Origin of the sequence: Sphingomonas adhaesiva, assembly GCF_036946125.1 — a bacterium.
Lineage (GTDB): Bacteria > Pseudomonadota > Alphaproteobacteria > Sphingomonadales > Sphingomonadaceae > Sphingomonas > Sphingomonas adhaesiva_A.
Genome location: NZ_JAQIJT010000002.1, coordinates 2,210,346 through 2,234,510 on the forward strand (window position 1 = coordinate 2,210,346; position 24,165 = coordinate 2,234,510).

Sequence of the window (24,165 nt, forward strand, 5' to 3'; positions counted from 1 at the left end):
GGGCTCCTGCCTGCGCAGGAGCACGGCGTGGGCTGGGTGCCGTTGCACCTGTTTTGCAAAGGTCCCGCCTTGAGCCGGAGTCAAGCCCGGGGCGACGAGGAAACCCAGCCTCGCACGCTGCCTCAATTCACCCGCGCGCCCATGTCCTCCAGCGCGACGCCGTTCGTCTCCGGCATGAAACGTCGCACCCATACCAGCTGCGCCAGCATCATCGCGCCGAAGAAGAAGAACACGAACCCGCCCAGCGCCCCCGCGACCACCGGGAACAGCCAGGTGATCGCCGCCGCCATCACCCAGTGGGTGGTCGATCCCAGCGCCTGCCCCTTGCCGCGCACTTCGCTGGGGAACACCTCCGACAGGAATACCCAGATCACCGCCCCCTGGCTGACCGCGAAGGCGGCGATGAACCCCATCAGCCCCAGCAGCACCAGCGTCCCGTCCGGCCGCGCCGCCTCCAGCTGGATACCGACCAGGATCAGCGCGGCGGCGCACGCGACCGAGCCGACGTACAGCAGCGGCTTGCGCCCGAAGCGGTCGATCAGGAACAGCGCCAGCACGGTGAAGGCCAGGTTGGTGCCGCCCACCGCGACCGACTGAAGCAGCGCGCTGTCCGCCCCGGCCCCGCCCAGCGCGAAGATGCGCGGCGCGTAATAGAGCAGCGCGTTGATCCCCGACAGCTGGTTGAACATCGCGATCGCGATCGCGCAGCCGACCGGGGTGGCGTAGCGGCGCTGGAACAGCCGCGGCGCCGCCTCCGCCGCGCCGTCCCGCGCGCGGGCGTCCTGCATCCGCGCCAGTTCCGCCTCTGGCGCGGCGAAGCCCAGCCGCCGCATCACCGCCAGCGCCTGCGCCTCGCGACCGTTCACCGCATACCAGCGCGGCGTGTCGGGCAGCGCCAGCGTCACCGCCAGGAAGATCGCGGAGGGGACCGCGACGATCCCCAGCATCCAGCGCCACGAATCGTCGCCCGGCACGACCTGCGCGATCACATAATTGGACGCGAAGGCGATCAGGATGCCCAGCACGATGTTCAGCTGGTTCAGCGCCACCAGCCGCCCGCGGAACCTCGCGGGCGATACCTCCGCGATATAGACCGGCGTCACCACCGATGCGGCGCCGATCGCCAGCCCGCCCAGGAAGCGGAACGCCAGCAGCATCGCCCAATTCCCCGCCAGCGCCGCCCCCAGCGACGACACGACATAGGCGATCGCCACCACCAGCAGCATCGGCTTGCGCCCGTAGCGGTCGGCCGGCGCGCCCGCGATCAGCGACCCGATGACGGTGCCGATCAGCGCGGAGGCGACGGTGAACCCCAGCGCCCCGTCGCTGAGCGCGAAGCGGGCCTGCAACGCCGCGGTGGTGCCGGAAATGACCGCCGTATCGAATCCGAACAGCAGGCCGCCGAGCGCCGCGCCCAGCGCGCTGACCACGATGGCGGCGGTAACGCGGGCCTCATCATCGCGCGGCGGCGACAATACGGTCGGGGTCATGGCAGTCTCCGCTGATCCGCCCCCGGACGGGAGCGTGTGCGGGCCCGTTACGCGATGCCGCGGCGGCACTCAATCGGCGCCTCCACGTCCCCCCCCTCAATACAGGTTCGTCGCGGCGTCATGCTCCAGCGCGGCGTCGATCGTCTCCGCCGCGACCGCCAGGCGGAACTGGTCGCGCGCGATCTGCCCCAGCGTCGGAAAGTCGCCGCGCGCCCGGTGCCGCTGCGGGTCCCACAAAGCCGAGCGCCGCAACGCCTTGGAGCAATGGAAATAGACCTCGCGCGTCTCGACCACGACGACGCTGCGGGGCGCCTTCCCTTCGTGCGCGAACCGCTCCATCAGCCCGGGCGCGAGCGTGACATGCGCCACGCCGTTGATCCGCATCATGTCGTCGATCCCGGGCAGGAAGAACAGCATCCCCACCGCCGGATCGGCCACGATGTTGACCAGCGTATCGAGCCGGTTGTTGCCCGGACGATCCGCGAAGGCGATGTGGCGGTCGTCCAGCGGCTGCACGGCGCCCGGCTCCCCGCCGCGCGGCGACACGTCCGCGCTGCCGTCCCCCCGCTGCGACCCGATGCAGAAGAAGGGCGACAGCTCCAGGAACCGCCGGCTGTGGCGGTCGAGCTGCGGGAACGCCTTCGCCTTCACCCCGGCGGATGCCTCGCCATAGACCGCGCGCAACGCCGCCTCGCTGGTCAGCCGATACGGATCCTCGCCGCTCATCCACGCCTCCTCATGCTATCCGCTCGCAATAGCATGAGGAGGCGTCCGCCGCTATGAATCTGTCCGCCGCTATAGGGCCTCTCCCGCCGCCCAGCCGCTCGCCCAGGCCCATTGGAAATTGTACCCGCCGAGCCAGCCGGTGACATCGACCGCCTCACCGATCGCATACAGCCCCGGCAGGTGCCGCGCCGCCATCGTCTGCGACGACAATCCGGTGGTCGCGATCCCGCCGACCGTCACCTCCGCCTTCGCGAACCCCTCCGTACCGTCGGGGTGGAAGCGCCAGTCGCGCAGCCGCCGCTCCGCCTCGGCCAGCGTGCGATCGGTCGCATTGCCCAGTTCGCCGATACCGACGCGTTCCGCCAGCGCGTCCGCCAGCCGCGCGGGCAGCCCCGTCGCGGCGGCGAAGCTCGCGCGCGGCCTCGCCCGCTTCGCCTCCACCAGCCAGCCGGGCGCGGCATCGGGGCGGAAGTCGATCGCCACCGCCTCGCCGTGTCGCCAATAGCTCGACGCCTGCAGGATCGCCGGCCCCGACAGCCCGCGGTGCGTGAACAGCGCCGCCTCCGCGAACGCCGCCTTCCCCGCGCGCGCCACCACCGGCGTCGCCACGCCCGACAGCGCGCGGAACAGCGCCTCGTCCCCCGGCAGCGTCAGCGGCACCAGCGCCGGGCGTGGCTCCACCACCTTCAACCCGAACCGCCGCGCCAGGTCGTAGGCGATGCCCGTCGCGCCCAGCTTCGGGATCGACGGACCGCCGGTCGCGATCACCAGCGACGGCGCCGCGATCTCGCGCGCGCCGTGGACGACGACGAACAGCCCGTCGGCATGCCGCACCTCGCCCAGCGGCTGTCCCAGCCGGATCGCCACGCCCCCCGCCGCCGCCTCGTCCAGCAGCATGTCGACGATCTGGCGCGCGGAGCGGTCGCAGAACAATTGCCCCAGCGTCTTCTCGTGCCAGCCGATGCCGTGCCGCTCGACCAGCGCCAGGAAATCCTGCGCGGTGTACCGCCCCAGCGCGGACTTCGCGAAATGCGGGTTGGCGGAGAGATAGCGATCGGCGGCGGTATGCACATTGGTGAAATTGCATCGTCCGCCGCCGGAGATCAGGATCTTCTTGCCCGCCGCATCGGCATGATCCAGCACCGCGACGCGCCGCCCGCGCTGCCCCGCGACCGCCGCACACATCAGCCCGGCCCCGCCGGCGCCCAGCACGATCGCATCGAACCGTTCCATCGCGCGGCGTTACGTCACGCCGCCCGCGCCGTCACCCCGGATCACGTCCGCGGCGTCACCGACGCGGGCGCCAGCGGCACCTCGCGCAGCCGCTCGCCGAGCGCCGCGAACGCCTCCGTCGCGCCCACCGCGCTGTCGATCGCCGCCTCCAGCGCGCGATACGCCGCCAGCACCTCGCGCCCCGCCTCGGTCAGCGTCGCCCCGCCGCCGCCGCCGCGCCCGGTCGCGACCAGCCGCTCCCGCCAGCAGCGGTTCATCTCGTCGACCAGCAGCCAGGTCCGGCGGTAGCTCATCCCCAGCGCGCGTCCCGCCGCGGAGATCGAGCCTTCGCGCGCGATCGCCTCCAGCAGGTCCGCCTTCCCCGGCCCCATGGCGATCGCATCGCCGCACAGCAATTGCGCCTTCAGCTTGAGCGGACCGTGTCGCATGCCCGCGATCGTGCCGCGCGTCGGGCGCGGGTGCAACCATAACGGACCAAACGCCGCCGCCACAACATTGACCGGGCGTTCGCCGATCCAGACCTTGCCGCCAAGAAGCCAAGAGGGAGGGACGGCGACATGGCAGCGATCAGCGAGGCGAAGGCGGAGGCGAAGTTCAAGGCGATCTCGAACCGCTGGGTCGAGGAGACGCGCGTCGCGCGCAGCGGCGAGGTGCCGGAGGAGGTGTTCCATTATACCGACGCCGCCGGGCTGCACGGCATGCTGTCACAGCACAGCATCTGGCTGACCGATCACCGCTTCCTCAACGACAAGACCGAGGCCGCCTATACGAAGACCCTCGTCCGCTCGATCCTGGACAAGCTGGACAGCGACGACGCGATCACCCGCGCGTTCCTCAAGCGGATGCGAATCCTGTCGGAGATCCGCAGCAACGATGATTCCTTCGTCTTCTCGCTGTCGGAGGCGTCGGACGACCTGAGCCAGTGGCGCGGCTATGCGCGCGACGGGCAGGGCTTCACGCTGGGGTTCGACGCGAACGTCCTTCACACGGTCGGACGGCCGGACGATGCGGAATATTCCTTCGCCAAGGTCGAATACGATCCGGACCGCCAGAGCAGCACGCTGGAGAAGATGATCCGCGAGTTCATCACCACCCTCGGCGGCATGAAGCTGGATGCGACCGCGGACGAGAAGATCATCAAGGTCGCGGCCGACAAGGCCGACTGGGCCGTCGAGAACAAGTCGCTGCTCAACAAGCACCGCTCCTTCCAGTCGGAGAAGGAGTGGCGCATCGTCTCCTATTGCTCACCCAAGCACGACGACGTGCGCGTCCGCACCTCCGGCTTGCGCCTGGTCCCCTATAACGTGGTCAAGCCACAGGGCGACGACGTGGAGCTTCTGCCGCTCACCTCGATCCGCATCGGCCCCGGCTTCGACGATCCGGAGGCGGTGCGGGACGCGGTGCGCACGCTTGCCGACATCCACGGCTACAAGCCGCGTATCGAGGTCGCCGACACGCCCTACCGGAAGGTGTGACGCGTCGGGCTCACCCGATCGCGACGACCTCGCGATCGACCGTGCCCGTCGCCTCGGCATATTCGGCGCAGCTGCCCGACCAGTTCTGGTAGATGCGCCCGTTCGCCGCCTTGTACCAGCTGCGGCAGTGCGGGTCGGCCCAGACCGTGCCGGACAGCTTTTGCGCCAGCGCGTCCTGGAAGCGCCGCTGCCCGTCCTCGGACACATCGGCGGCGCGCGCGTCCTGCGCCTCGACGCCCGCCAGCGTGCGCAGCATGAAGGCCACCTGCTGCTCGATCATGAAGCTGATCGAATTGTGGCCCAGGTTCGTGTTCGGTCCATAGAGCATGAACATGTTGGGAAAGCCGTGGACCATGATCCCCAGATACGCCTCCGGCCCGTCGCGCCACGCCTCCCTCAGCGACACGCCGCCGCGCCCCAACACGTCCATCGACCAGTTCCACTCGGTCGTCTCGAACCCGGTCGCGAAGATCAGCACGTCCAGATCGTGGAACCCGTCCGCGGTGCGCACCCCGCCCGCCTCGATGCGGTCGATCCCCGCGGTCTCCAGCGTCACATTGTCGCGGCACAGCGCCGGGTAGAAATCGTCGCAGATCAGGATGCGCTTGCACCCAATCGGATAATCCGGCGTCAGCTTCGCGCGCAGCGCGGGGTCGGCGACCTGCGCCTCCAGATGATCGAGCGCGGTGCGGGTGAAGGCGGCGCGCCCCTCCGGCGTCCATTGGAACGCCTGCCAGAAGAACGCATCCGCATTGTCGAAGATCATCGCCCGGTGCGCCGCGCCCAGCTTCATCGCCACCTCCAGGTTGGTGGCCATCAACGCCTTCGTCTCGGGGGTCACCGCCTGGTCGTTGCGCGGCACGATCCAATTGGGGGTGCGCTGAAACACGGTCAGGTGGCCCGCGACCTTGGCGACTTCGGGGATCAGTTGCACCGCGCTCGCCGCCGAGCCGACGACGCCGACGCGCCTGCCGGCCAGGTCGATCCCCTCGGGCCATTCGGCGGCGTGGAACATCGTGCCGGCGAAGTCGTCCCGCCCGGCGATCCCGGGCAGTTGCGGGCGCGACAATTGCCCCAGCGCGGGCACGATCGCGTCGAACGTCTCGCGCGCGCCCTTCTCGGTCTCGACCTGCCATTGTCCCGCGGCCTCGTCCCAGACAGCGCGCGTCACACGTTCGTTCAGACGGAGCACGTCGCCCAGCGCGAACTGCTCGACCAGCGACTGCGTATAGGCATGGATTTCCGGCCCGCGCGCATAATGATGGCTCCAGTGCGGGTTGGGCGCGAAGCTGAACTGATAGAGGATCGCCGGCACGTCGCAGGCCACGCCGGGGTAGCGGTTGGCGCGCCACGTCCCGCCGACCGTATCGGCATGTTCGTACAGCACGACCTCGTGCCCCGCCTCGCGCGCCTTGATGGCCGCGCACAGCCCGCCCATGCCGGCACCCACCACCGCGATCCGCTTCGCCATCGCCTGCTCTCCTAGCCCGCGGTCTGTGGCCGCATCGTTGGCGCGCAGGATGGCGCGGCGGCGGGCGGATGGGAAGCCCCTATCAAGTCGATCGTTTTAGCGCACTCCGACACGCCCCGTCACCCCGGCCTCGAGCGGGGCGTTTGCAAAAGGCGACACCGTGCTCCTGCGTAGGCAGGAGCCCAGGGTTGCGGGTCCCATAAGGCATTGTTCTGCTGGGCCTTGGGCTCCTGCCTGCGCAGGAGCACGGCATGCAGAGGCCCCGCCTTGAGCCGGAGTGATGCCGGGGGCATTTTAACCCCTTCGAAACCCCGCCCCGCCTAACCCTCCCGCCGGTGCGCACCATCTTCCTCACCCTGCTCCTGATCGGCCCCGCGCTCGCCGATACCGGCCACGACGGCATCGTCCGCGCGCGCACGATGCCGGAGCTGTCGGACGTCGCGCTGTTCGTGCTCGCGGTCGTCGCGATCTGGCTCGCCCGCCGCGCGCTTCGCCGTCGCTTCGCTGCCAAGGATTGACCTCGCGCGCCGCGCGCGGCACCCGCTGCGCATGGCAGACGACATCCTGGACCGCCTCGCCGCCACGATCGCCGCACGCAAGGGCGCCGATGCCGGCAGCTCCTACACCGCCTCGCTGTTCGCCAGGGGCCGCGCCCGCATCGCGCAGAAGATCGGCGAGGAAGCGACCGAGACCGTCATCGCCGCGATCGGTGCCGACCCCCGCGCGATCGTGCCGGAGGCCGCGGACCTGCTCTATCACCTCTTCGTGCTGCTGGCCGATGCCGGGCTGACGCTGGACGACGTCCGCGCCGAGCTGCGCCGCCGCGAAGGCACCGGCGGCCACGACGAAAAGGCCGCCCGCCCGCTCTCCTTCCCTCCGCAATAAAGGTGCCCGTGATGAGCGTCGATGCCACTTCGCCCTATGACGACGGCAACATCTTCGCCCGGCTGCTGCGCGGCGAGATCCCGTCGAAGCGCGTGTACGAGGACGATCACACCGTCGTCTTCCACGACATCGCGCCCTGGGCGCCGATCCATTTGCTCGCGATCCCGCGCGGCCGCTACGTCAGCTGGGACGATTTTTCCGCCCGTGCCTCGGACGCGGAGATCGTCAGCTTCACCCGCGCCGTGGGACAGGCCGCGCGCGAGGCCGGGCTGGTTGAGCCGGGCTACCGGCTGATCGCCAATACCGGCACCAACAGCCATCAGGAGGTGCCGCACCTCCACGTCCACATCATCGCCGGCCGCCCGCTGGGCCCGATGCTGGTCGAGAACGACAGCCGGCGTTGACCCATCTCCGACCGATCGCCCGCGCAACACTATTGCGCGGACGCGATTTGGCATTAGGCTCTCGCGCTTGGCATGACGGCGCCCCGGGGGGCGACCAAGGGAGAGTTATGGCGACCCGACCCGAAGGTGGCGTTTTCGCGCGCATGATGGCGCGCAAATCGATCGCGCAGGTGCAGCGCGAAACCGAAACCAGCGAGCTGAAGCGCACGCTGGGCAAGTGGAACCTGCTGCTGCTGGGCGTCGGCTGCATCATCGGCGCGGGCATCTTCGTCCGTACCGGCAGCGCCGCGGCGCTCCATGCCGGGCCGGCGGTGCTGTTGTCGTTCGTCGTGGCGGGCATCGTCTGCGCCTTTGCGGGGCTCTGCTATGCGGAGCTGTCGTCGACGCTGCCGGTGTCCGGATCGGCCTATACCTACGGCTACACCACCCTCGGCGAGTTCGTGGCGTGGATCATGGGCGCGCTGCTGCTGCTCGAATACGGCCTCGCCGCCTCGGTGGTGGCGGTCGGCTGGGGCGGTTACGTCGTCAGCCTGCTCGCCGATTTCGGGCTCCACATCCCGCCGCAGCTGACCGGCCCCGCGGGCTATACGCTGATGCGCGACGGCGTGCCGGTGCTGGTCGACGGGCGGACGGTGACGACGATCTTCAACCTCCCCGCCTTCCTTATCTGCCTCGCGCTCGCGACGCTGCTGGTGGCGGGCGTGTCGGAATCGGCGAAGGTCAACAACGTCATCGTCGCGGTGAAGGTCAGCGTGCTGGTCGCGTTCATCGCGGTCGGCGGGCTGATCGTGCTCAGCAACTTCGGCGAGCTGGTGGCGAGGAACTGGACCCCCTTCATCCCCGAGGGGCAGGGCGACGGCAAGTACGGCGTCGACGGCATCATGCGCGCCGCCTCGATCGTCTTCTTCGCCTATATCGGGTTCGAGGCCGTCTCGACCGCGGGGCAGGAGGCGAAGGACCCCAAGCGCGACATGCCCTTCGGCATCATCGGCAGCCTGGTCGTGTGCACCGTCATCTACATGCTGGTCGCCGCGATCATGACGCTGCTGGTGCCCTACAACCAGCTCAACGTGCCCGATCCCGTCGCGGTCGTGGTCGATAATTTCGGCCCGGCGTGGAGCTGGCTGGCCAAGATCATCAAGATCGGCGCGATCGTCGGGCTCACCTCGGTGGTGCTGGTGCTGATGTACGGCCAGACCCGCATCTTCTACACGATGGCGCGCGACGGGCTGCTGCCGCGCGTCTTCGCGACGGTCCATCCGAAGTACAAGACGCCGTACATCAACACCGCGCTGGTCGGCATCATCACCGCGGTGGCGGCGGGGTTCTTCGACATCAACGTGCTGGGCGACATGACCTCGGTCGGCACGCTGGCGGCGTTCGCGATCGTCTGCCTCTCGGTCATCTACCTGCGCCGCGCCGCGCCGGAGCTGCCGCGCGGCTTCTCGGTCCCGCTCTATCCGGTGCTGCCGCTGCTCGGCATCGCGTCGTGCGCCTATCTCATCACGACGGTGCCGTGGCCGGTGCTGAAGTTCTTCCTGTGGTACATGGCGGGCGGCGTGGTGCTGTACTTCCTCTACGGCATCCGCAACTCCAACCTGCAACGCGGGCTGGGGCAGGACGGCGGCCCCGACATGGGCGAATATGTCGCCCCCGTCGGCGAGCAGCGGTAACGCCCGCACCGTCACCCCGGCCGTGCGCCGGGGTGACGCGACCCGTCACATCTCCTTCGCCCGCCCCTTCAGCTCGTCGCGGATCTCGCGCAACAGCACCACCTCCGCCGGCTCCGCCGCGGGCTCGGCATTCCCCTGCACCTTCTCGCGCTCCGCCGCCGCGATCAGCCGGTTCACGCTGCGCACCAGCAGGAACACGATGAACGCCAGGATCACGAAATTGATGACGACGGTGACGAACTCGCCGTATCCGAACAGCGGCACGCCCGCCGCCTTCAGCTCCGAATAGCTCGTCAGCGATCCCCTGTACGTCGCCGGCACCGCGCCCAGCCGCACGAAATAGCTGGAGAAATCGAACCCGCCGAAGATCGCGCCCACCACCGGCATGATGATGTCGTCGGTCAGCGACTTCGTGATCGTGGCGAACGCGCCGCCGATGATGACGCCCACCGCCAGGTCCAGCACGTTGCCGCGCGCGATGAACGTCCGGAAATCCTTCAGCATGGCTGGTCCCTTCGTGTCTGTTGTGGGGTCGAAATAAACCATTCGTGCGATCTTCACGACCCCCGGGGCGGTGTCCTATATGAATGACACAGACAGTGGAGACCGCACCGATGATCCGTCGCTATGCCCCCGTGATGCTGGCGCTGCCGCTCGCCGCCTGCGGGCTCAACAGCGTCCCCACCGCCGAGGAAACCGCCAAGGCGCGCTGGGCCGACGTGCAGAACGAGTATCAGCGCCGTGCCGACCTGATCCCCAACCTGGTCTCGACCGTGAAGGGCTATGCGAAGCAGGAGTCCGACGTGCTGACCCGCGTGACCGAGGCGCGCGCGGGCGCCGGCCGCATCCGGCTGTCGGGCGACGACCTGACCGATCCGGCGAAGGTGCAGCAGTTCGAGCGCGCGCAGAACGCGGTCACCTTCTCGCTCCAGCGGCTGCAGGAGGCGTACCCGGACCTGAAGTCGAACCAGAACTTCCTCTCGCTGCAGTCGCAGCTGGAGGGGACCGAGAACCGCATCACCATCGCGCGCCGCGACTACAATCAGGCGGTCCAGGACTATAACACCCGCATCCGCACCTTCCCCGACGCGGTCGGCGCGAAGATCTTCTACGGCGCGAAGCCGCTGGTCCCGTTCCAGGCCACCACGCCGGGCGCGGAGACGGCGCCGACGGTGAACTTCGGCGGCTGAGGTGCCCCGACCTTTCCCCCCCACCTCGTCACCGCGGACTTGTTCCGGGGTCCACCGTTCCGCACGCGCACCAGCGATCACGCCTGCGGAACGGTGGATGCCGGAACAAGTCCGGCATGACGGTGCGGGTCGGAGCATCCTCTGCCTCCTGCTGGCGTTCTTCCTCACCACCCTCGCGCTCGCCACCCCCGCAACCGCGCAGACCTTCCCCAAACTCTCCGGGCGCGTCGTCGATGCCGCCGGGCTGCTCTCCCCGCAGCAGGTCCAGCAGCTCACCCAGCTGTCGGCGGAAACCGAGAAGGCGTCGTCGCGCCAGCTCGTCGTCGCCACCATCCCCGACCTGCAAGGCTATGCGATCGAGGATTACGGCTATCGCCTGGGGCGCGAATGGGGGATCGGGCAGAAGGACGCGAACAACGGCATCATCCTGCTGGTCGCACCCAAGGAGAAGAAGGTCCGCATCGAGGTCGGCTACGGGCTGGAGCCGATCATGACCGACGCCCTCTCCAGCGTCATCGTCAACCAGACCATCCTGCCGCGCTTCCGCGAGGGCGACATGGCCGGCGGCATCGTCGCCGGTGCGCAGGCGATCGCGGAGCAAATGACGCTCCCGCTCGAGGCCGCGGAACGACGCGCGCAGGCCGCCGCGGCGAAGCGGACGCAGCGCAAGGACACGGTCGGCGACTGGATGGTCGCGGGCTTCTGGATCATGGTCGTCGTCTTCATCATCCTGCCGATGCTCTTCGCGCGCGGGCGCGGGCGCAGCTACCGCGGCGGTGTCGCCCCCGTCGTCATCTGGGGACCCGGCTGGGGCAGCGGTGGCGGCGGCGGCGGTGGATGGGGCGGCGGCTGGGGCGGCGGCGACGGCGGCGGCTTCTCGGGCGGGGGCGGCTCGTTCGGCGGCGGCGGCGCGAGCGGGAGCTGGTAGGTGACGCGACTGGTCCTGACCGCCGCCGAGCGCGAGGCGATCGCCGCCGCGGTCACCGCCGCGGAGGCGACCACCGATGGTGAGATCGTCACCGTCGTCGCGGAGCGCTCCGACGCCTATCACGACGTCGCGCTCCACTACGCGGTGCTCGCCGTCCTCGCCGTGACCGCGATCGGCGCGATCCGGCCCGGCATCTTCACCCCCTTCGACCGCGGCTGGGAGCAGGCCGACCTCGCCCGCGACATGCTCGCCGTGCTGATCGCGCAGACGCTGGCGTTCCTGATCGTACGCGTCGCGCTCGCCTGGATGCCGCTGCGCCTCGCGCTCACCCCCCGCGCCACCAAGGCGCGCCGCGTCCGCCGGCGCGCGGTGCAATATTTCCGCATCGGCACCGAAAGCCGCACCGCCGGGCATGAGGGCGTGCTGCTGTTCCTCTCGGCGGACGAGCATATCGCCGAGATCGTCACCGACGCCGCGATCCACCGCGTCATCGCGCCGGAGCGCTGGGGCGATGCGATGGCGGCGCTGGTCGACGCGGTACGCGACGGCCGCCCCGGCGACGGCATGGTCGCCGCCGTGGCCGCGATCGGCGCGGTCCTGCGCGAGCATTTCCCGAAGACCGCCGACAATCCCAACGAACTGCCCGACCGGGTGATCGAACTATGACCGCGGAGGACAATGCCGCCTTCCCCGCCGCGACGATGTGGGAGGGGCGCTTCATCAAGGCGATCCGGCAGGGGCAATGGGAATATGTCGCGCGCGCGCGCGGGATCGAGGCGGCGGTGATCGTCGCCTTCGACGAGGCCGACCGCGTCGTCCTCGTCGAGCAGTATCGCGTGCCGCTCGCGCGCCGCTGCCTGGAGCTTCCCGCCGGCCTCGTCGGCGACGATCACGCCGGCGAGCCGGTCGTGGACGCCGCGGCGCGCGAACTGGAGGAGGAAACCGGCTATCGCGCCGGACGCATGGAGGAACTCGGCTTCTTCCACGCCTCCCCCGGCATGGTCACGGAGGGGTTCACGCTGGTCCGCGCGCACGACATCGTGAAGGTCGGCGACGGCGGCGGTGCGGGTGACGAGGACATCACCGTCCACCTCGTCCCGCGCGCCGACATCGCCGCCTTCGTCGCCGCGAAGCGCGCCGAGGGCGTCGCGATGGACGTCAAGCTTCTGCTGCTGCTCGCCGATTCGTTGATCTAACGCCGCCCCATTCAATTCGTCACCCCGGGCTTGACCCGGGGTCCAGGGTTTCCCTGCGAGCACGCTCGTGAGGCGCCGGCGGCCTTGGATGCCGGGACCAGCCCGGCATGACGGACGATGCCATGATGGCCCTCGCTATCCTCCGCGCCTGTCCTCGCTTGCCCTTCCGCCCGACGCGCCCGATGATGGCGCAAACGACGGCGCCGGACCGCCGCCACGCATCGACGGAGAGACGCCATGACCGACCGCAGCTTCAACGACAGCCATTTCGCGGACGAGGGCGAGGATCTTCCCGAGGCCATCCCAGCCGCCACGCTGGTCGTCTTCCGCGACGTGGCCGACGGCCCGCCCGAACTGCTGATGGTGGAGCGTGCGAAGGCGATGGTCTTCGCCGCCGGCGCGATGGTCTTCCCCGGCGGGCGGGTCGATCCCGGCGATCACCTGCTCGCGCAGACCATGGGTGGCGATGAGGAGATGGCCGCCCGCATCGGCGCGGTGCGCGAGACGATCGAGGAAGCGGGCCTGCCCGTCGGCCTCGCCACCCCGCCCTCGGCGAAGACGCTCGACGCGATGCGCGCCGCGCTCCACGCCGGCACGCCCTTCGGCGAAGTGCTGAAGGAGGCCGGCGCCGCACTGGACCTCGACCTGCTGGTCCCCTTCGCGCGCTGGCGTCCCGCGCACCGCAACATGCGCATCTTCGACACGCGCTTCTATCTCGCGCGCCTCCCCGCCGACGCACCGCGCGCGACGGTCGACCAGACCGAGAACGTGCGCCTCGTCTGGGCCAGCGCGCATAAAGTGCTCGACGAGGCGGACGCCGGGCGCATGGCGATCATCTTTCCGACCCGACGCAACCTGGAGCGGCTGGCGCAGTTTGCCAGCTACGAGGATGCGGTGGCGCACGCACGCGCGACGCCGCAGCGGGTGGTGACGCCCTGGCCCGAAACGCGTGACGGAGAACAGCACCTCTGCATCCCCGACGATCTCGGCTACCCCATCACCTCGGAAAGGCTGGCAGCGGCCATGCGCGGCTGATCCGCGCCATCCGCCGCGCGGTCGTCAGCGCGGTGGTGCTGGCGCTGCTCGTCCTCGCCGGCGTCGTGCTGTGGGGGGCGCTGCGCGGCAAGCCGCAGGACCTGCCCTGGACTCCGCTGGACCTCGGCGCCCCCGTCGGGGCGGCCACCGGGCGCAAGCTCGCCGCGCTGGGCGAGGATACGCCGCGCTGCCGTGCGCTGCTGGAGCAGGCCGGCGTCCGCTACACCGCGCTGCCCGCCCGCCGCCCCGCGGGCGAGGCGCAATGCGGCTATGACGAGGCGACCCGCCTCACGCCCGGCGGTGCGCGTCGCATCGCGCTGGCGCCCGCGAACGTCGGCACGTCGTGTCCCGTCGCCGCCGCGATGGCGATGTGGGAGTGGAACGTCGTGACCCCCGCCGCGCGTCGCGCCTTCGGTGAGCCCGTCACGCGCATCGAGCATTTCGGCAGCTACAATTGCCGCCGCATGTATGGGCGCGACGCGGGCGCCTTCAGCGAACATGCAACCGCCAACGCGCTCGACATCGCCGCCTTTCGCCTCGCCGACGGCACGCGCATCAGCGTGGTCGGCGACTGGAACGACACGGGCGCGAAGGGGCGTTTCCTGCGCGAGGTACGCGACGGCGCCTGCGACCTGTTCGCCACCGTCCTGTCCCCCGATTACAACGCCGCCCACCGCGACCACTTCCACCTCGACCAGGCGGATCGCGGCGCGATGAGCTGGCGCGCGTGCCGATGATGTTGCCGACTCGTCATGCCGGAGCACGTCCGGCATGACGGATGATGGCTCAGTTCGGCAGGGCCGCCGTATCGACCTTCTCGACCCAATAGGGGAAGAACGCCGGCTGTCGCGACGACCAGCCCGACGCGGTCGCCGCCGCCTCGCTGATCGACTGGAGCAGCTTGCGCCGCAATTCCGGGTGAAGGTGCGGCATCGCCGCGCCGGCGCAGAACGCGCTCGGCAGCCACGGACGGACCGCGGCCCCCACCAGCCGTTCGTAGAGGAAGCGATAGGCCGAGAAGGACGTGATCCGCCCCTGCCCCAGGTCGAACGCGGTCAGCGTCACCAGCGGCGCCAGCAGCCGCTCCGCCACGTCCAGCCCGCTGTCGTCCGGCACCAGCGCGCGCAGGTCGGGGAGGCGGCGATAATGCTGCGCCTGCGCCCGGATGCTCGCGGATTCGACCACGTCGCGCGACCAGCGCGCCATCGCATCCTCGCGGTCCAGCCCGACGTCCAGGCTGCGGCGGATGTACCGCTGCGTCGCGCCCGCGAAACCCGCGAATTCCTTCATCTCCGCCAGCGTCATTGCGCCTTCCGCCGGCCGTGTCCTTCCACCCATCGCCTGACCCCACCCCACAGTTGGACCTGAGAGGCAGGATGCCCGAGGTTGGTTAACACCAGCCTTAACATCCGCCCCCGGCTGTCATCAATCGATCATGAAACCATGGTGCGCCGCAACATGGATGCGACGAACGGAGTTATTCCATCGTGAAAGATGCGTCGGCCGGGGTGCGGGTGTGGCGGCGGCGCATCACGCGTCGCGCTGGCGCTCCGCTTCCTCGGCCGCGTCGAAGCCGGACGACGGCGCCGGTTCGGCCCGGCTCGGCTGGGTCGCCGCGGGCGGATCGGACGCATCCATCGATTCGTCGAGTGCCTCGTCCAGGCTGTCGTCGCCCAGCGACGGGTCGCGCCCGGCATCGCCCCGTCGCGGTGCGCCCGCCTCCTGCCCCGCGTCCTGCCCCGCCGGCGCGACCGAGAGGCTGTCGAGCGCCTTGTCGTCGATCGGGCTGTCGCTGCTCATGGTCCTGCTCCTGCTCCTGCGTTGGTTACGCGGGCTCAACGTGCCGGATCACGCGACCGTTCCGGCATCGGCCAGCCGGACGACCTCGACGGTCTGCGCCAGCAGGTGCGCGGTGCCGAAGATCGTCATGAACGCGACGTCGGTCGCATCGCGCCCCACCGCGACCCGCGCCAGCTCGTCCGCGCGCGCCATGCCGGTCGCGTCCATCAGCCGCCACGCCCCGTCCAGCCACAGCTCGGCCACCGCGTGGAAGTCGGGCGGATCGACGCCGGGCGCATAGGCCGACACGCAGCGCGCCGGGATCTCGACCGCGCGCGCCAGCGCCACCAGCAGGTGCGCATAGTCCCGGCACACGCCGCGTCGCTGGGCGAACGTCTCCAGCGCGCCGGTACGCCCGCTGGAATCGGTCCAGCCATATTCCAGGTTCGCGTGCACCCATTCCATCAGCGCCATCGCCAGCGCACCGCCCGACAGCCCGGCGAAGCGGCGTCGCGCCCAATTCTCCAGCCGGTCCGACTCGCAATAGCGGCTGGGGAGCAGATACGCGATCAGCCCCGGCGGCAGTTGCGCGACCGGCGTCGCGGGCAGCGCGGTCAGGTCGACATCGTCGCGCGCGATCCGCACGGTGGCGGCATAATCGGCGACCAGCCGCCGGTCGCCGCGCGCCCAGCAACGCTGCCCGATCCCCTCCTCCCCCGCCACCGCGCGGATCGGGTGATCGGAGCGGATCGTCAGCGACTGCGCCTCCAGCCGCTGATCGCGTTGCGCCGCCGCCTCGATCTGCAGCAGCACGTCGGCCGGCTCGGGAAAGGCATAGTCCAGGTGGACGCGGATGGAGAGGCGCATGCGGCGATCCTTGCGGACAAAAAGAAGGAGGCCCGGCGGTCCCCCGCCAGGCCTCCGATACCGTCAACGTACGAGCGGGAAAATCAGTCCCGGTTGCCGCCGAACAGGCGCAGGATGAACAGGAACATGTTGATGAAGTCGAGGTACAGGCTCAGCGCCGACATCACGATCGCCTTGCCGACCATCTCCGGGCCATAGCCCGCGACCTGGAAGTACAGGCTCTTGGTGCGCTGCGTGTCATAGGCGGTCAGGCCCGCGAACAGCAGCACGCCGACCAGCGAGATGACCAGGCCCAGCGGCCCCGACTGGACGAACATGTTGATGAGGCTCGCCACGATCAGGCCGACCAGACCGATGATGAGGAACGTGCCGAACGCCGACAGGTCGCGCTTGGTGGTGTAGCCGTACAGGCTCAGCGCACCGAAGCCCGCCGCGGTGGCGAAGAACGCCTGCGCGATCGCCAGCGGCGAATAGACGAGGAAGATCGTCGACAGCGACAGCCCCATCGCGACCGCGAAGCCCCAGAACATCGCCTTCAGCGTACCGGACGAGAACTTGCCCTGTCCGAAGCTCATCGCGAACACGAAGCCGAGCGGCGCCAGCGTGATGACCCAGCGCAGCGGCGTCTGGAACACGGTAGCCGCGGCACCCGACATGGCGAACAGCAGCGCGACGATACCCGTCAGCAGCACGCCCGATGCCATGTAGTTGTAGACCGACAGCATGTACGAACGCAGCCCGGCGTCATACGCCTCGGTGCGGGTGCCCGAAGCGGCGCCGCCGAAAGCGGTGGCGGAGGGCCGGGGATCGGACCAATTGGCCATTGTCTTCTTGCTCCTTCGTCCGGCTACAGCTGCCGGATAATGTGAATATCGCGCGCTCGACGCTGCAATTCAAGAAACGCGCGGATCGTTCCACCCCCAGCAACCGTTCGTTACACAGATTTCATCCGGGATCCGATGCACCGCCTGTTCGTCGCCCTGCGCCCGCCCCCCGCCGTCCGCGCCGCCCTGTTGGCGGCGATGGAAGGGCTGCCGGGCGCGCGCTGGCAGGACGACGAGCAACTCCACCTCACGCTGCGCTTCATCGGCGAGGTGGACCGGCATCGGGCGGAGGATATCGCCGCTGCCCTCGCCGGCATAGCCGCCCCGACGGTCGCGGCCCGCGTCGAGGGGGTGGGCACGTTCGACACCCGCGGGTACGTCGACACGCTGTGGGCACGCGTCGTGCCCGTCGACGCGCTCGCCGCGCTCCACCGCAAGGTGGATCAGGCTGTGGCCCGCGCCGGCATCGCGCCCGATCGGCGCCGCTACCTGCCGCATGTCACGCTCGCCCGCTTCGGTCGCCGCGCCGCCGATCCCGCCGCGATCGCGCGCTGGGTGGAGGCGCACGCCGGCCTTGCCACGGCGCCCTTCCCGCTCGACCATCTGCTGCTGTACGAAAGCCACCTGACCGGCGACGGCGCCCGCTACGACGCGGTGGCACGCTGGCGGCTTGATTGATCCGAAACGGACGCAACACCGGCCGCGGCGATTCCGCGATCCCCTATCCTGACCGCACAGGATTCGGGGGGATCGATCATGACGAAGAAGGTGTATACCGCGGCTTCCATGGCGCTCGCGCTGGCGGGATGCGCATCCGGCTCGGCGCTCTCCACCGACCTGTCCGCGCCGCCGGTCCCGTCGCCGCAGACCGAGGACGCCTTGATCGCGGTATTGAGCGAATCGCTGGAGCCGACCGGCACCAGCACCGGCGCCGACGGCAGGGCGAAGACCAGCTTCACCTTCCGCGACCCCGAGAACCCCGGCGAGATCAAGCGCTACCTCGCCGCCGGGTTCGGCCTGACCGACATCTATTGCGACCGCTTCTTCCGCGAAACCAACGCCTCGATGCGCCGGCGCAAGTTCGGCCGCGCGCTGACCAACGACGTCGGCACCGCGGTAGGAAGCGTGCTGGGCCTGATTACGACCGTCCCCAAGGCGGTGGTCAGCGGCACCACCGCGATCACCGGCGGCCTCGATTCGACGTGGCGCAACTACGACGATTCCTTCGTCGTCGCGCCCGAGCTGGAAAGCATCCGCGCGCTCGTGCTCGCCGCGCAGGATGAATACCGGCTGCGTACGTACCGCGACGGGTCGCTTCCGACCGACTATATGACCGCGCGCTCGGTCGTCGTGCGTTATGCCGGCCTGTGCAGCTTCCTCGGGATGAAGGCGCTGCTCAACCAATCCGTCGATCAGCGGCGCAACGACCTGGTGAACATCGTCGATCCGCCCAATCCAGCCCCCAGCCCCACCCCGACCTCCACCCGCCCGGCGACGGGAACCGCCGCCCCCGCGCCCATCGCACCCGCTGCAACCGCCGCTCCGTCCAGCGACACGTCCATCGACAGCCCCGCCGCCCGCGCCGGGGTGATCCCGCCAGGCTGAGGCGTCATTCGTGCCGCCTTCCGTCAGCCGTGTCCGCGCCAGGGTCGCACGCCGTCACCGGCCAGGTCCGCGGCCGGGCCGACAGCGCTTTCCATGGCTTCCACCTCGTCCGCCACTGGACCTCGTCGACCGCCCAAGAGTAAGGCAGGGCCGTCGCCCGCCCTTGCCGTTGCGGAACGCGAGCATCCGGAGGTGTCGGCTGTCGTCCCGTATGAGCATCGCCGCGGCCGGGACCCTGCTGCTCGCGCTGCTCTACTGGAGCGTAGTGGCGTGGGTCGCGAACGTCACCGAGCCATGGGATGCCCCCGCTTACTGGTACGGCTGGTATCCCGGCGCCTTGCTCCTGTGCGCCCTCGCCGGACGCAAGCTCGGCTGGGGCGGGGGCGTCGTCGTGGTCATCGCGCAGGCGCCTGTCATGTGGGCCCATGGCGCGCTGGCGTCGCCCGGCTGGCCGGTCGCGGTCGCGTTCCTGCTCGTCCTCAGCATTCCCGCCATCGCCGTCGCCGCCGTGGCCGGGATGCGCCACCGCGCGCTTTAGCCCCTTCCCTCGCGCCCCTCCTCTGTTACGCTTGGCGCGAAACAGGATGGAGAGGCGAATGACGAGCGAGAGCGAGACCCGCGCGAGCGGCTACGCCTGGTACGTGCTGGGGATCCTGTTCCTCGTCTACATCCTCAACTTCATCGACCGGCAGGTGATCTCGATCCTGGCGGAGGATATCAAGCGCGACCTGGGGCTGAAGGACGAGGATCTCGGCTTCCTCTACGGCACCGCGTTCGGCGTCTTCTATTCGCTGTTCGGCATCCCGCTGGGGCGGCTGGCGGACAGCTGGAACCGCGTGCGGCTGATGACGGTCGGGCTGGGGCTGTGGTCGACGATGACCGCGCTGTCGGGCCTGTCGTCGACCGGCGCGCACCTCGCCGCCGCGCGGATCGGCGTGGGCGTGGGCGAGGCGACCGCGTCGCCCTCCGCCTATTCGCTGATCTCCGACTATTTCCCGAAGAAGCTGCGCGCCACCGCGCTGTCGATCTATTCCGCCGGGCTCTATGTCGGTGGGGGCTGCTCGCTCTTCATCGGCGGGCTGATCGTGCAGTCGTGGAACCGTGCCTATCCGCAGGGCGGCCCGTTCGGGCTGGCCGGGTGGCAGGCCGCGTTCCTCGCGGTCGGGATCCCCGGGCTCGTCCTGGCGCTGGTCGTCGCGACCCTGCGCGAGCCGATCCGCGGCGCGGTCGAGGGGCTGCCCGAACCGGAGAAGCACCCCGCCCCCTTCCGTGCCTTCCTCGACGAGCTGATGACGATCCTGCCGCCGTTCACGCTGATCGGCGCGGCGCGGCTGGGGATGCGCGCGCTGCTCGTCAATCTGGCCGGGCTGGCGGTGACGGTGGCGCTGGTCGCGCTGCTGCTGGCGCTCGGCGAGCCGCTGCCGCAATGGCTGGCGATCGGGATCGGCGTCTATGCCGTCTTCTCCTGGGCGTGCGCGCTGCGCCACCGCGACCTGCCGACCTTCCGGCTGATCGTGGGCACGCCGGCGTTCCTGTGCACCGTGGTCGCCTACGGCCTCAACGCCTTCCTGAGCTATGCCGCCGGCTTCTGGGCGGCGCCGTATGCGATGCGCGATCTGGGCGTGTCCGCAGCGGAGGCCGGGCTGATCCTGGGGGGACAGGGCGCGGTATCGGGCTTCCTGGGGGTGACGGTGGGCGGACTGATCGCCGACCGCCTGCGCCGCCGCAACCCCGCGGGGCGCCTGATCCTGGTGCTGCTCGGCGCGACGCTGCCGGTGCCGTTCATGGCGGCGGCCTTCACCACCTCGACCCCGATCGTGCTCTATGTCTGCCTGTTCGGCGCGCAATTCTTCGCCAGCTGGGGGCTGGGCGGGGCCGCGGCGACGACGCAGGACCTCGTCCTGCCGCGGATGCGCGGCACCGCGACCGCCACCTTCTTCATCGGCACGACGCTGCTCGGGCTGGCGCTGGGGCCGTATCTGGCGGGCCGCGTCTCGACGCTGACGGGCAGCCTGTCGACGGGGATGCTGTCGCTGCTGCTGACGGTGCCGGTCACGGTCGCCGCCGGCATCGGCGCCTATCGCCTGGTCCCCGCCGCCGAACGCACCCGCGAGGACCGCGCACGGGCGGCGGGGGAGGTCATCTGACGGTAAGAAGCCCCTCCCCCTGAAGGGAGGGGCGTTCGACACATCACCCCGCGGTGAATACGCCGCAGGCGATCCGCCCGCCGGAATTGCCGCTGGGATCGGTCTTCAGGTCATCGGCCTGCGCATGGACGACCATCGCCGCGCCGTCCGCGTCCATCAGCGCGGCCATCGTCGCGCCGGGGATCGTCGCCGCGATCGTGCCGCGGCCGTCGTTGCCGATCACCAGGTTGGGCAGGTCGCCCTGGTGGGGGCCCTGCGGGTTCATCGTCCCGTGCTTCATCGCGGTGGGGTTCCAGTGGCTGCCCGCGCTCGCGAAGTCGGGCGCATCGCAGCGGCCGACCATGTGGACGTGCGCGCCGTGCGTCCCCGGCGGCATCCCCATCGCATCGATCGTGAAGCGCACCCCGCCCGCCACCTCGGTCGCGGTGGCGCGGCCGACCGCGGCGCCGGTCGCGGTCATCAGATTGGCCGTCGCGCTCGGCGCGCCCGCGACCGGCGCCCCGGTCGCCATCTTGCCCTCGTCGTTGCAGGCCCCCAGCGACAGCGCCGCCGCGCCGATCCCCGCCAACATCACCAGCCGCATCGCTCGTCTCCCTGTTGCATCGCCCGGGCCAACCATCAGGCGGAGCCCGCGGTTCCTCTCAGCCAGCGCCCGTCCCCGCCGGCTTCGCCATCATCAGCGCCGCGCGCAGCGTCCGGCACACCGTCTCGCCACGCTGGTTCAGCCCGACATGCTGGAACGTCACCACGCCCTGCCCGGGACGCGAGGCGGACGGGCGCAGCGCCGTCACCTCGGTCTCGACCCGGATCGTGTCGCCCGCGAAGACCGGCTTGGGGAAGCTCGTCTCGCTCATCCCCAGGTTGGCGACCGTCGTGCCGAACGTCGTGTCCTGCACCGACAGGCCGATCACCAGCCCCAGCGTGAACAGCGAATTCATCAGCGGCCGCCCGAACTCGGTCGTCGCGGCATAATCGTGGTCGATATGGATCGCCGCCGGATTGTGCGTCAGCGCGGAGAAGAGGATGTTGTCGGTGTCCGTCACCGTGCGCCGCACCTCGTGGACGAAGCGCTGCCCGACCGAGAACTGCTCGAACCACAGACCCGCCATCTCAATCCTCCCTGTTGCCGTGCGCGATCTGCGCGGCGATGCGCCGCCCGATCGCCGCCGCCTGCACGATCGCTGCGACCAGCACGATATTGAACGCCACCGTCTCGATCAGGAAGAACCACAGCGGCGACCCCGCGATCATGCTGAGCCCCAGCAGGATCGTGCGCGGGTTCGCCCCGATGATCGCGACCGTGGGCAGGATCGCGCGGCCCGTCCGCCGCGCGATCTGCGCGATGCGCGCGCGCTCGGCCGGGTCGTGCTCGGCGCTGAGCACCAGCGCGTTCACCGCCTGCGTCGGCCCCGCCATCTTGCCCCACGCCCACAGGTAGAGCCGCGACAGCTTCACGCCGATGCCGTCGCCCTTGCCCCCGGGCGGGGACGCGGTGTTCTGCAGCCACGGCACGTCGTACGCCCACCATTGGTAGGTGCGCCGCTGGCTCTCCGCGAAGACCGACTGGAACGCGCGACTGACCCCCGCCGCCAGCGCCAGCGCCCACGCGCCCGCGCCCAGCGTGTCGTCCAGCGTCGCGGCGAACAGGACGTAGAGCACGCCGTGCCCGGCATAGTCGCACAGTCCGTCGACGATCTCGCCCGAGGGGGAGGCGCGCCCCGACATGCGCGCCAGCGCGCCGTCCGCACCGTCGACGACATGCCACGACAGGTGCAGCGCGAAGGCGAGCGCGATCGCCCACGGAGTCGCCACCAGCGTATAGAGCGCGCCTGCGACCATCACGATGATCGCCCCCGCGATCGACACCATGTTGGGCGTGACCGGGGTCGGCACCAATGCGCGCGCCAGCCGGTGGGCCAGCAGATGATACACGGTCCGGTTCAGGAACCCTTGCAGTTCCCGTGGCTTCCCTGCATCAGTTGGTAAAGATTCGTTCACGCTGCCCTCACCCGCACACTCGGTGGCGATGCCTATACAGGGCAATGCGTCGCTTGACAGATGCCACGTATCTGTCACCTAGCGGCAACGTATTAGTCTCGGGAGGCCGGTCCGTCCGGCGAGTGGGGAAGAATGAAGACGATCAAGGTCGCTGTCATCGGCGTGGGCAATTGCGCCAGCAGCCTGGTTCAGGGCAAGTATCACTATACCGGCAGCAACACCGCCGCGGGCCTGATCCATGAGGAGATCGGCGGATACAAGGTCAGCGACATCGATTTCGTCGCCGCATTCGACGTCGACTCGCGCAAGGTCGGGCTCGATCTGGGCGAGGCGATCTTCGCCAAGCCGAACTGCACGAAGGTGTTCCACGCCGACGTGCCGAAGACCGGCACGATCGTGAAGATGGGCGCCAAGCTGGACGGCGTCGCGCCGCACATGCTGACCGCCGCCAACGACCGCGGGTTCGAGATCGACGACACGCGCGACGCGTCCAAGGCCGAGATCATCGCCGAGCTGAAGGCGTCGGGCGCGGAGATCCTGGTCAACTTCCTGCCGGTCGGCAGCCAGGAGGCGACCGAATTCTACATGGAGTGCGCGCTGGAGGCGGGGCTGGGCGTCGTCAACTGCATGCCCGTGTTCATCGCGTCGAAGCCGGAGTGGGAGAAGAAGTTCGCCGACGCCGGCCTGCCGATCGTGGGTGACGACGTGAAGGCGCAGGTGGGTGCCACCATCGTCCACCGCGTGCTCAGCAACCTGTTCGGCCAGCGCGGCGTGACGATCGATCACACCTACCAGCTGAACACCGGCGGCAACACCGACTTCATGAACATGCTCGACCGCAATCGCCTGGCGAGCAAGAAGGAGTCGAAGACCGAGGCCGTGCAGGCGGTCATCGCCGAGCGTCTGGCGGACGAGAACATCCACGTCGGCCCGTCGGACTATATTCCGTGGCTGGGCGACAACAAGCTGTGCTTCCTGCGCCTGGAGGGCGACCTGTTCGGCGGCGTGCCGATGAACCTGGAGCTGCGCCTCTCGGTCGAGGATTCGCCGAACTCCGCCGCCGTCGTGGTGGACGCGATCCGCTGCGTGAAGCTGGGTCTGGAGCGCGGCGCCTCGGGCGCGCTCGACGGCCCCTCGGCGTTCTTCTGCAAGCACCCGCCGCGTCAGGTGACCGACGACGTCGCCGCGCAGATGACCGACGAGTTCATCCACGGCGAAACCCGCCTGGCCGCCGAGTAA

At 69.9% G+C, this 24,165-nt stretch carries 29 protein-coding genes; 16 read left to right on the plus strand and 13 right to left on the minus strand.

The window, feature by feature from the left end:
• Positions 1 to 122: 122 nt before the first annotated feature.
• The 4 genes from PGN23_RS16705 to PGN23_RS16720 form a co-directional block, all read right to left on the minus strand.
• Positions 123 to 1,490 carry a sugar porter family MFS transporter gene (locus PGN23_RS16705; RefSeq protein ID WP_335304187.1) on the minus strand — a complete coding sequence of 456 codons (1,368 nt, stop codon included), beginning with the start codon at positions 1,488 to 1,490 and terminating at the stop codon, positions 123 to 125.
• A 96-nt stretch (positions 1,491 to 1,586) separates the two neighbouring features.
• Complete coding sequence (locus PGN23_RS16710) at positions 1,587 to 2,216, minus strand: MSMEG_1061 family FMN-dependent PPOX-type flavoprotein (protein WP_335304189.1); 630 nt, start codon at positions 2,214 to 2,216, stop codon at positions 1,587 to 1,589.
• A 69-nt stretch (positions 2,217 to 2,285) separates the two neighbouring features.
• Positions 2,286 to 3,449: an NAD(P)/FAD-dependent oxidoreductase gene (locus PGN23_RS16715; RefSeq protein WP_335304191.1), complete on the minus strand. Its 1,164-nt coding sequence runs from the start codon at positions 3,447 to 3,449 to the stop codon at positions 2,286 to 2,288.
• 41 nt (positions 3,450 to 3,490) lie between these two features.
• Positions 3,491 to 3,877 (minus strand): winged helix-turn-helix domain-containing protein, encoded by a 387-nt coding sequence (locus PGN23_RS16720; protein WP_335304193.1) that lies wholly within the window; start codon positions 3,875 to 3,877, stop codon positions 3,491 to 3,493.
• Positions 3,878 to 4,006: 129 nt separating this feature from the next.
• On the opposite strand from PGN23_RS16720, the gene PGN23_RS16725 reads away from it, so the two are divergent.
• Positions 4,007 to 4,924 carry a DUF2971 domain-containing protein gene (locus PGN23_RS16725; protein ID WP_335304194.1) on the plus strand — a complete coding sequence of 306 codons (918 nt, stop codon included), beginning with the start codon at positions 4,007 to 4,009 and terminating at the stop codon, positions 4,922 to 4,924.
• Positions 4,925 to 4,934: 10 nt separating this feature from the next.
• Here the strand turns inward: PGN23_RS16725 and PGN23_RS16730 are convergent, their stop codons facing one another.
• Positions 4,935 to 6,395: a flavin-containing monooxygenase gene (locus tag PGN23_RS16730; RefSeq protein ID WP_335304195.1), complete on the minus strand. Its 1,461-nt coding sequence runs from the start codon at positions 6,393 to 6,395 to the stop codon at positions 4,935 to 4,937.
• A 335-nt stretch (positions 6,396 to 6,730) separates the two neighbouring features.
• On the opposite strand from PGN23_RS16730, the gene PGN23_RS16735 reads away from it, so the two are divergent.
• The 4 genes from PGN23_RS16735 (at position 6,731) to PGN23_RS16750 (ending at position 9,357) form a co-directional block, all read left to right on the plus strand.
• Positions 6,731 to 6,913: a hypothetical protein gene (locus tag PGN23_RS16735; protein ID WP_335304196.1), complete on the plus strand. Its 183-nt coding sequence runs from the start codon at positions 6,731 to 6,733 to the stop codon at positions 6,911 to 6,913.
• 31 nt (positions 6,914 to 6,944) lie between these two features.
• Positions 6,945 to 7,280, plus strand: coding sequence for a phosphoribosyl-ATP diphosphatase (locus PGN23_RS16740; protein ID WP_335304197.1), 336 nt, complete (start codon positions 6,945 to 6,947; stop codon positions 7,278 to 7,280).
• 11 nt (positions 7,281 to 7,291) lie between these two features.
• Entirely contained in the window at positions 7,292 to 7,684 is a 393-nt protein-coding gene (locus PGN23_RS16745) for an HIT domain-containing protein (protein ID WP_335304198.1), read from the plus strand.
• A 107-nt stretch (positions 7,685 to 7,791) separates the two neighbouring features.
• Complete coding sequence (locus tag PGN23_RS16750; protein WP_335304199.1) at positions 7,792 to 9,357, plus strand: amino acid permease; 1,566 nt, start codon at positions 7,792 to 7,794, stop codon at positions 9,355 to 9,357.
• Positions 9,358 to 9,402: 45 nt separating this feature from the next.
• Here PGN23_RS16750 and mscL read toward each other — a convergent pair whose 3' ends face one another.
• A complete protein-coding gene (gene mscL, locus PGN23_RS16755) occupies positions 9,403 to 9,861 on the minus strand; it encodes a large conductance mechanosensitive channel protein MscL (RefSeq protein WP_335304200.1) in 459 nt (152 codons plus the stop codon).
• Between the two features lie 110 nt (positions 9,862 to 9,971).
• On the opposite strand from mscL, the gene PGN23_RS16760 reads away from it, so the two are divergent.
• From PGN23_RS16760 to PGN23_RS16785, 6 genes are all read left to right on the plus strand, one after another.
• The gene (locus PGN23_RS16760; RefSeq protein ID WP_335304635.1) at positions 9,972 to 10,547 is read left to right on the plus strand and encodes a LemA family protein; all 576 of its coding nucleotides are present in this window, start codon (positions 9,972 to 9,974) and stop codon (positions 10,545 to 10,547) included.
• A 97-nt stretch (positions 10,548 to 10,644) separates the two neighbouring features.
• Positions 10,645 to 11,475, plus strand: coding sequence for a TPM domain-containing protein (locus PGN23_RS16765; RefSeq protein ID WP_335304201.1), 831 nt, complete (start codon positions 10,645 to 10,647; stop codon positions 11,473 to 11,475).
• A gap of 9 nt (positions 11,476 to 11,484) precedes the next feature.
• Positions 11,485 to 12,141: a TPM domain-containing protein gene (locus PGN23_RS16770; protein WP_335304636.1), complete on the plus strand. Its 657-nt coding sequence runs from the start codon at positions 11,485 to 11,487 to the stop codon at positions 12,139 to 12,141.
• On the plus strand, positions 12,138 to 12,671 hold the full coding sequence (locus PGN23_RS16775) for an NUDIX hydrolase (RefSeq protein ID WP_335304202.1): 534 nt from the start codon (positions 12,138 to 12,140) through the stop codon (positions 12,669 to 12,671). Before PGN23_RS16770 ends, PGN23_RS16775 begins: the two co-directional genes overlap by 4 nt.
• Positions 12,672 to 12,908: 237 nt before the next feature.
• A complete protein-coding gene (locus PGN23_RS16780; protein WP_335304203.1) occupies positions 12,909 to 13,706 on the plus strand; it encodes an NUDIX hydrolase in 798 nt (265 codons plus the stop codon).
• On the plus strand, positions 13,706 to 14,443 hold the full coding sequence (locus tag PGN23_RS16785) for an extensin-like domain-containing protein (protein ID WP_443019816.1): 738 nt from the start codon (positions 13,706 to 13,708) through the stop codon (positions 14,441 to 14,443). The genes PGN23_RS16780 and PGN23_RS16785 overlap by 1 nt, the downstream gene beginning before the upstream one ends.
• Positions 14,444 to 14,492: 49 nt before the next feature.
• On the opposite strand, the gene PGN23_RS16790 is transcribed toward PGN23_RS16785, so the two are convergent.
• The 4 genes from PGN23_RS16790 to PGN23_RS16805 form a co-directional block, all read right to left on the minus strand.
• Positions 14,493 to 15,044 (minus strand): hypothetical protein, encoded by a 552-nt coding sequence (locus PGN23_RS16790; RefSeq protein ID WP_335304205.1) that lies wholly within the window; start codon positions 15,042 to 15,044, stop codon positions 14,493 to 14,495.
• Between the two features lie 192 nt (positions 15,045 to 15,236).
• The gene (locus PGN23_RS16795) at positions 15,237 to 15,506 is read right to left on the minus strand and encodes a hypothetical protein (protein ID WP_335304206.1); all 270 of its coding nucleotides are present in this window, start codon (positions 15,504 to 15,506) and stop codon (positions 15,237 to 15,239) included.
• 48 nt (positions 15,507 to 15,554) lie between these two features.
• The gene (locus tag PGN23_RS16800; RefSeq protein ID WP_335304207.1) at positions 15,555 to 16,352 is read right to left on the minus strand and encodes a transglutaminase-like domain-containing protein; all 798 of its coding nucleotides are present in this window, start codon (positions 16,350 to 16,352) and stop codon (positions 15,555 to 15,557) included.
• 83 nt (positions 16,353 to 16,435) lie between these two features.
• Positions 16,436 to 17,176: a Bax inhibitor-1/YccA family protein gene (locus PGN23_RS16805; protein ID WP_335304208.1), complete on the minus strand. Its 741-nt coding sequence runs from the start codon at positions 17,174 to 17,176 to the stop codon at positions 16,436 to 16,438.
• A gap of 135 nt (positions 17,177 to 17,311) precedes the next feature.
• Here PGN23_RS16805 and thpR point away from each other — a divergent pair, with 135 nt between their 5' ends.
• The 4 genes from thpR (at position 17,312) to PGN23_RS16825 (ending at position 20,928) form a co-directional block, all read left to right on the plus strand.
• Positions 17,312 to 17,854, plus strand: a complete 543-nt coding sequence (gene thpR / locus PGN23_RS16810; protein ID WP_335304210.1) for an RNA 2',3'-cyclic phosphodiesterase — start codon at positions 17,312 to 17,314, stop codon at positions 17,852 to 17,854.
• A 78-nt stretch (positions 17,855 to 17,932) separates the two neighbouring features.
• Positions 17,933 to 18,781, plus strand: a complete 849-nt coding sequence (locus tag PGN23_RS16815; RefSeq protein ID WP_335304211.1) for a hypothetical protein — start codon at positions 17,933 to 17,935, stop codon at positions 18,779 to 18,781.
• A gap of 211 nt (positions 18,782 to 18,992) precedes the next feature.
• Positions 18,993 to 19,319 (plus strand): hypothetical protein, encoded by a 327-nt coding sequence (locus PGN23_RS16820; protein WP_335304212.1) that lies wholly within the window; start codon positions 18,993 to 18,995, stop codon positions 19,317 to 19,319.
• A 58-nt stretch (positions 19,320 to 19,377) separates the two neighbouring features.
• The gene (locus PGN23_RS16825; protein WP_335304213.1) at positions 19,378 to 20,928 is read left to right on the plus strand and encodes a spinster family MFS transporter; all 1,551 of its coding nucleotides are present in this window, start codon (positions 19,378 to 19,380) and stop codon (positions 20,926 to 20,928) included.
• Between the two features lie 43 nt (positions 20,929 to 20,971).
• On the opposite strand, the gene PGN23_RS16830 is transcribed toward PGN23_RS16825, so the two are convergent.
• The 3 genes from PGN23_RS16830 to PGN23_RS16840 are packed head-to-tail and all read right to left on the minus strand — an operon-like array spanning position 20,972 to position 22,860.
• Positions 20,972 to 21,511: a superoxide dismutase family protein gene (locus tag PGN23_RS16830; protein WP_335304214.1), complete on the minus strand. Its 540-nt coding sequence runs from the start codon at positions 21,509 to 21,511 to the stop codon at positions 20,972 to 20,974.
• A gap of 58 nt (positions 21,512 to 21,569) precedes the next feature.
• Positions 21,570 to 22,037: a MaoC family dehydratase gene (locus PGN23_RS16835; RefSeq protein WP_335304215.1), complete on the minus strand. Its 468-nt coding sequence runs from the start codon at positions 22,035 to 22,037 to the stop codon at positions 21,570 to 21,572.
• Between the two features lies 1 nt (position 22,038).
• Positions 22,039 to 22,860: a CDP-alcohol phosphatidyltransferase family protein gene (locus PGN23_RS16840; RefSeq protein WP_335304216.1), complete on the minus strand. Its 822-nt coding sequence runs from the start codon at positions 22,858 to 22,860 to the stop codon at positions 22,039 to 22,041.
• Between the two features lie 198 nt (positions 22,861 to 23,058).
• Between PGN23_RS16840 and PGN23_RS16845 the strand changes: the two genes are divergently transcribed.
• Entirely contained in the window at positions 23,059 to 24,165 is a 1,107-nt protein-coding gene (locus PGN23_RS16845) for an inositol-3-phosphate synthase (protein WP_335304217.1), read from the plus strand.